At 43.4% G+C, this 6819-nt stretch carries 7 protein-coding genes; 5 read left to right on the top strand and 2 right to left on the bottom strand.

Going from position 1 to position 6819, the window contains the following annotated elements; translation table 11 throughout:
* Positions 1-177 precede the first annotated feature (177 nt).
* From eat to eutC, 3 genes are read left to right on the top strand one after another with little or no spacing between them, the layout of a single operon-like run.
* Positions 178-1623: an ethanolamine permease gene (gene eat, locus ACY3FQ_RS07150; RefSeq protein ID WP_489773762.1), complete on the top strand. Its 1446-nt coding sequence runs from the start codon at positions 178-180 to the stop codon at positions 1621-1623.
* A gap of 13 nt (positions 1624-1636) precedes the next feature.
* Entirely contained in the window at positions 1637-3022 is a 1386-nt protein-coding gene (locus ACY3FQ_RS07145) for an ethanolamine ammonia-lyase subunit EutB (RefSeq protein WP_279740933.1), read from the top strand.
* 10 nt (positions 3023-3032) lie between these two features.
* Positions 3033-3848, top strand: a complete 816-nt coding sequence (eutC, locus tag ACY3FQ_RS07140; RefSeq protein ID WP_348960234.1) for an ethanolamine ammonia-lyase subunit EutC — start codon at positions 3033-3035, stop codon at positions 3846-3848.
* Between the two features lie 65 nt (positions 3849-3913).
* Here the strand turns inward: eutC and ACY3FQ_RS07135 are convergent, their stop codons facing one another.
* Positions 3914-4510, bottom strand: a complete 597-nt coding sequence (locus ACY3FQ_RS07135) for a 2-hydroxychromene-2-carboxylate isomerase (RefSeq protein WP_348960233.1) — start codon at positions 4508-4510, stop codon at positions 3914-3916.
* A gap of 11 nt (positions 4511-4521) precedes the next feature.
* Complete coding sequence (locus ACY3FQ_RS07130; RefSeq protein WP_489773761.1) at positions 4522-5289, bottom strand: SDR family oxidoreductase; 768 nt, start codon at positions 5287-5289, stop codon at positions 4522-4524.
* A 94-nt stretch (positions 5290-5383) separates the two neighbouring features.
* Between ACY3FQ_RS07130 and ACY3FQ_RS07125 the strand changes: the two genes are divergently transcribed.
* Both ACY3FQ_RS07125 and ACY3FQ_RS07120 read left to right on the top strand, forming a co-directional pair.
* Entirely contained in the window at positions 5384-5947 is a 564-nt protein-coding gene (locus tag ACY3FQ_RS07125; protein WP_348960231.1) for a TetR/AcrR family transcriptional regulator, read from the top strand.
* A 117-nt stretch (positions 5948-6064) separates the two neighbouring features.
* Complete coding sequence (locus tag ACY3FQ_RS07120) at positions 6065-6766, top strand: glutamine amidotransferase (RefSeq protein ID WP_279740938.1); 702 nt, start codon at positions 6065-6067, stop codon at positions 6764-6766.
* The last annotated feature ends 53 nt before the right edge of the window (positions 6767-6819 follow it).

Below are 6819 nucleotides of genomic sequence, written 5' to 3'. Positions count from 1 at the left end.
CATCAAACATCAAACATCAAACATCAAACATCAAACATCAAACATCAAACATCAAAACAATAATTCAAAACTGTGTCATATAAATATTAGACAGGACGTCTAGTCGCTTGGTACTGAAATTGCATAAATATTGCATCCATCAAACCATCTATAAAAACTCAAGATATGGAGCTTCACATGACCGATTCTACCATTAACAGCTCAACGACTCCGCTCTCTACTTCAACTGTAAGCACATCTGACGACTATTTTGAAAAAAGACAACTGAAACAAGGTGCAGTAGGTTGGCTATTATTAGTCGGTTTAGGCGTAGCTTATGTCATTTCAGGCGACTTTGCTGGCTGGAACTTCGGTCTTGCTCAAGGTGGCTGGGGCGGTATGTTTATCGCAACGGTTGTCGTAGCCATCATGTACTTATGCATGTGCCTGTCGATGTCTGAAATGGCCACCATGCTGCCCACTGCGGGAGGTGGCTATAGCTTTGCGCGTACCGCATTTGGTCCATTTGGCGGCTATCTCACTGGCACGGCGATTTTAATTGAATATGCCATCGCCCCTGCAGCTATTGCATGCTTTATTGGTGCCTACTGCGAGTCCTTATTTGGTGTCGGTGGATGGATCATTTATCTCATCTGCTATTTGGTTTTTATGGGTATTCATCTTAAAGGTGCAGGTGAAGCCCTCAAGATCATGTTTGTCATTACCGCCATTGCAGCCGTAGCTCTTTTTGTCTTTATCATCGCAATGGCACCACATTTTAACAGCGCCAACTTATTTAACATTGCACCGACTGAAAATATCGGTGCAAGTAGCTTCCTACCGATGGGTTATATTGGTATTTGGGCGGCGGTACCCTATGCCATTTGGTTCTTTTTAGCGGTGGAAGGTGTACCACTGGCAGCAGAAGAAGCCAAAGATCCATCCAAATCATTACCGCGTGGTTTGATCGGTTCGATGCTGATTTTGGCCGCTTTTGCCCTGCTTATTCTGTTCTTAGGTGCTGGTGCTGCTGGCGCAGAACAACTTAAAGAATCAGGCGCACCCTTAGTTGATGCACTGGTAGCAGTCTATGGTCAAAACAGCTGGTTAGGCAGTTTTGTCAATTTTGTCGGTCTGGCAGGTTTAATTGCGAGTTTCTTCTCCATCATCTATGCCTATTCACGTCAAATTTTCGCCTTATCTCGTGCGGGGTATTTACCAACCTCGTTATCACTGACCAATAAAAACAAAGCGCCCTATTTAGCGATTATTATTCCCGGCATCATTGGCTTTTTATTGTCCCTAACAGGTGAAGGTGATCTGCTCATCCTGATGGCGGTATTTGGTGCGACCATTTCTTATGTCTTGATGATGCTTTCTCACATTAAACTGCGCATCAGCCGTCCAGAATTACATCGTCCCTATAAAACCCCAGGTGGAATTATTACCTCATCAATTGCTTTGGTTTTAGCCAGTATTGCGGTGATTGCTGGGTTTGTGGTGGATCCTAAAGTTTGGTTTATGGCCGCAGGCATCTATGTGCTATTTATTGCCTACTTTATTTTCCATAGTCGCCATCGACTCGTTCAAGGTACACCTGAAGAAGAATTTGAAAGTATTCGTAAGGCCGAACAAGACTTATAGAAGGACCTATGACATGGCTTATAAAACGTTGATTGGACATCAGCACTATGTGTTTAATGATTTAAAAACTTTAATGGCAAAAGCAACCCCGCTGCGCTCAGGTGATCAACTTGCAGGTGTTGCGGCGGAAAATGCCACTGAACGTGTTGCCGCACAAATGGCATTGGCCGATGTTCCATTGAAGCAGTTTTTAACTGAAGCGCTGATCAGCTATGAACAGGATGAAATAACCCGCCTGATTATCGATGAGCACCGTAGTGATTTATTTGCGCCGATTTCACACTTTACCGTAGGAGACTTTCGTAACTGGCTACTCAGTGAAGATGCGACTACGCAGAAATTACAACAACTTGCCCTCGGCTTAACCCCTGAAATGGTGGCTGCAGTGAGTAAAATTATGCGCAATCAAGACCTCATCTTGGTTGCGAGTAAATGTAAAGTCATCACCCAATTTCGCAATACCATTGGTTTAAAAGGTCATCTCTCGACCCGTTTACAACCGAATCATCCGACTGATGATCTCTTAGGGATATCTGCTAGTATTTTGGATGGCTTGATGTATGGCAATGGTGATGCCGTCATTGGGATTAACCCTGCAACCGATAACCTACAAAATTTATCGGAGCTGCTCAAACTACTCGATCATGTGATCCAAGAGCATCATATTCCAACCCAGTCTTGTGTGCTGACTCATATCAGTTCGGGGATTCAACTGGCTGAGAAAAATGTGCCAATTGATTTGATGTTTCAATCGATTGCAGGCACACAGCGTGCCAATGAAGGTTTCGGCATTAACCTTGAATTATTACGTGAAGGCTATGAAGCGACACTGGTTCTCAAGCGTGGGACTGTGGGACAAAATGTGATGTATTTTGAAACAGGTCAAGGTAGTGCTTTATCTAGTAATGCACATCACGGCGTAGATCAGCAAACCTTAGAAGTCCGTGCCTATGCGGTAGCACGTAAATTTAACCCACTACTGGTAAATACTGTGGTTGGGTTTATTGGCCCAGAGTATTTATACAATGGCAAACAAATTATCCGTGCAGGCTTGGAAGACCATTTTTGTGGAAAGCTCCTAGGCTTACCTATGGGCTGCGACATTTGCTATACCAACCATGCCGATGCCGACCAAAACGACATGGATGTGCTACTCACCCTATTCGGTGCAGCAGGTCTGAACTTTATTATGGGTATTCCCGGTTCGGATGACGTCATGCTGAATTATCAAACCACATCGTTTCATGATGCACTGTATTTAAGGCAACTTTTGGGCTTAAAAGCCGCACCTGAATTTGATCTGTGGTTGGCTGAACAAGGCATCTTTAAACAACAACAGCAGCATATTCTCTGGCCAGAACATATCCCGCCACAATTTGAAAAACTTTTGCATATATAAGGAGCAACTTATGTCACTTGTTCCTCTAGAAAACTATCAATCTGAACAGCATCAGGATGTTTGGGAAAACTTAAAAAAATTTACCGATGCACGTATTGCCATTGGTCGCGCTGGTTGTAGCATCCCGACCCATGAACTGCTGAAGTTTCAACTGGCGCATGCGGAAGCGCAAGATGCGGTACATCAAGCTTTAAATGTCGATCACTTAGTTGCGAGTTTTAATACACTAGGTTTGGATAGTCTGACGGTACACAGTCAAGCTGAAAACAAACAAGAATACTTAAAACGTCCCGATCTAGGTCGCCTGTTAAGTCCAGCGTCACAACATGGCTTAGAAGTTTTTAAAGCCAGTAACCCGCAAAACTATGATGTCTGTATTGTGATTGGTGATGGACTGTCTGCACGGGCGATTGAAGAAAATGCGGTACCTTTTATTCAGCATTTGATCTCACATCTGCAAGCGGAAAACTGGAGCATTACACCGATGGTGATTGCTACTGGAAGCCGAGTCGCTTTGGGTGATCCAGTCGCAGAGTGCCTACACGCGACTATGCTCGTGATGCTGATTGGCGAAAGGCCTGGCCTAAGCTCACCGGATAGTATGGGCATTTACTATACATGGAAAGCAGCCTCAGGCACTTTGGATGCTAAACGCAACTGTATTTCAAATGTTCGACCTGCGGGCTTAAGCATTCTTGTTGCAGTACAACGACTAATGTCTCTCATGCGTGACTCTAAGAAACTCGGCTACTCAGGTGTAGACTTAAAAGATGAACATGAAATAGTCAGTCTAGACACGGAACATGCGCCTAAGCGTTTATTTTAATTTGAAGCAGATCAGCCGTGATTTTACGGCTGATCTTAAATAGCGTGTTCTGTTAACTCAGTTTTTTAGCTAGCTTTGTTTAGCGCTTGCTCTACAAAATGCAGGCGATCTTGGCCCCAATACATTTCATCACCCACAAAGAATGTCGGTGCGCCGAAAAGGCCACGTTGAATGGCCTGTTCTGTTTCAGTGATCAGTTTTTGTTTCACCACATCCGACTGAACCATACTCATGATATCTTCTACAGAAAACCCACTCGGTTTTAACACTTCTGCCAAGACATTAGGTTCATTGAGATTTTGTGGTGTACCAAACATCGCATCGAATAAAAGTTTTAAAACTTGCTCAAACTTTTCTACATGCAACAATTGAACGCCTGTCAAAATGCGCATTAGGGTTAAAGTATTCATCGGAAAATGCGGATTCATTTGCATTGGGATCTGGTAATACTCCGCCCAGCGCTGCATGTCTAATATTGAATAAACCCCTTTGACAGGAATCTCAATCGGACTACGATTGCCTGTTGCTTTAAACACCCCGCCTAATAAAATAGGCTTATACACAATCTGAATCTCTTGCTGCTCTGCTATTTGCAGTAAACGATAGTAGGCCAAATAGCTATATGGGCTGCCCAAATCAAAATAAAATTCTACGCTTTTCATGCTTTGTCCTTTTACCACGTTTCCATCCAAGGTCTTAAATCTAACTCATGCGTCCATGCATCGCGCGGTTGCTGCGACAAATGCCAATAATTTTCTGCAATATGCACGGGATTTAATATGCCATCCTGTTCTTTGCGCGCGTACATCTCAGGAAAAGTGTCTTTAATAAAATCGGTATCAATTGCCCCATCCACCACCACGTGTGCCACATGAATATTTTTCGGGCCAAGCTCACGCGCCATACTTTGCGCTAAAGCACGCAGTGCATGTTTCGCCCCAGCAAAAGCGGCAAAGTTTGCTGCACCTCTTATTCCTGCGGTTGCACCCGTGAAAATAATGCTCCCATGTTCACGCACGACCATACGCTTCGCCACTTCACGCCCAGTCAAAAACGCACCAAAGCATGCCATTTCCCAAATTTTAAAATACTTACGTGCAGTTTCTTCTAAAATACTACATAGCACATTCGCCCCAATGTTAAACACTAAAACATCGATTTCACCAATATTGGCTTCAATTTCTTCCACCAAAGCGATGACTTGCTCTTCTTTACGTGCATCAGAAGCAAAGCCATATGCAAGGCCACCTTCAGCTTCTATCTCTGCAATTAAGGGCTGGAGTTTTTCGGCATTTCTTCGCGTCATGCAGGCGATGTATCCACCACGTGCAAAACGTTTCGCAATTTCACCCCCTGTAGCATCTCCTGCGCCAATCACTAACGCCACTTTCTTTTTAGCATCAGCCTTTTGCAACTGCTGTTCTGGCTGTAGTCCATCCATAAATACACTCCCTTTATAAAATAACGATCGTTATTATAACGATCACTATGTTATAGTTTTCAGCATCAGTCAATTTTATTTTGATGAAACTCCTATGCGCTATAAAACAGGCTATAAAGAAGAAAAACGTCAAGAGCTGCTTAAAATCAGTGCTCAACTGGCCAAGAAGCAAGGCTTTGCCAATACAGGTGTCGACGGTTTTATGAAAGCGGCTCAAATGACCAGTGGTGCTTTTTATTCGCATTTTTCATCAAAATATGAATTATTTGAAGCACTGATCGAATCCGAGTTACAACACAGCTTTCAAGCATGGCAAGCCAATCCGCATGACAACCTCGAAGAGTGGATTGACTTCGAACTTGAACGTTATTTAGCGTTGTCTCATGTGCAACGCCCAGATCAAGGCTGTGTTATTCCCTCTCTTGCAGCCGAGGTAGCACGTAGTAGTGAAACAACAAAACTGTGTTTTCAACAGGAAATGCTTCGTGGTCACACACTCTTTACACAACATCTAGGCAGTGAAATACAAGCTTGGGCGGTACTGTGTCAACTGGTCGGTGCAATCGTCATGGCGCGGAGCATGGCGGATGAACATCTACAAAGAGAAATTTTAAGCTCAAGCAAATGGATGATTAAAAACATGCTACAGCGCAAGTGAAATCTTGGATTGAATTTATAGTTTTTTTTCGACATATTTTCTGATTTATTGCCTTCAACTTCTGCGCATTTCCCTGTACATTTTTACACTCCTTTAACCCCTGTGAACGAGCCAACTATGACGACACTACCCGATACGATTTACGCGATTCAGCATCTTGCTTTTGAAGATTTGGGCGCATGGGAAGATGTGTTATATCAATTGGGTTATCGAGTACGATATTTTGAAGCAGGCAAAGATGACTTAGCTAAAGCGTTAAACTACACCGGTCTAACTGTGATCTTAGGTGGCCCGATTGGGGTATATGAAACTGAAGACTACCCTTTCTTACAACAAGAAATAGACTTACTAAAAGTTCGCCTAGAAAAGAATTTACCCACTTTAGGCATTTGCTTAGGTGCACAGTTGATTGCACATGCACTCGGTGCAAAAGTATATGCAGGTCATAGCAAAGAAATTGGCTGGAGTCAGTTACAGCTCAATACCGTTGAACATAACCCGCTACAAGCATTGGTAGGAACTGAAGTGCTACATTGGCATGGAGACACCTTTGAACTCCCTGCTCAAGCTGAACTGTTGGCCAGCTCAGAAGTTTATTCCAACCAAGCTTTTCGTGTAGGCAAAAATATTCTTGGCTTACAGTTCCATCCTGAAGTCGCAGCGGACGGTTTAGAAAAATGGCTAATCGGGCATACTGCTGAGCTTCGTCAAGCGAACATCAATATTCCAGCATTACGTGCAGACAACCAACGCTGTGCAGCTCAACTAGAACATGTCTCTGGACAAGTTTTTGCAGCGTATTTACAAGCACTGGTTTAATAATTCAGCCATAATCCGCTCAATGCATCTATTACTCTAACTTTTAAGTTTAT

This window comes from Acinetobacter sp. AB03, assembly GCF_058107045.1.
The sequence above is the reverse complement of the archived record's forward strand: the minus strand, read 5'-3'. Positions and strand labels throughout refer to the sequence as shown.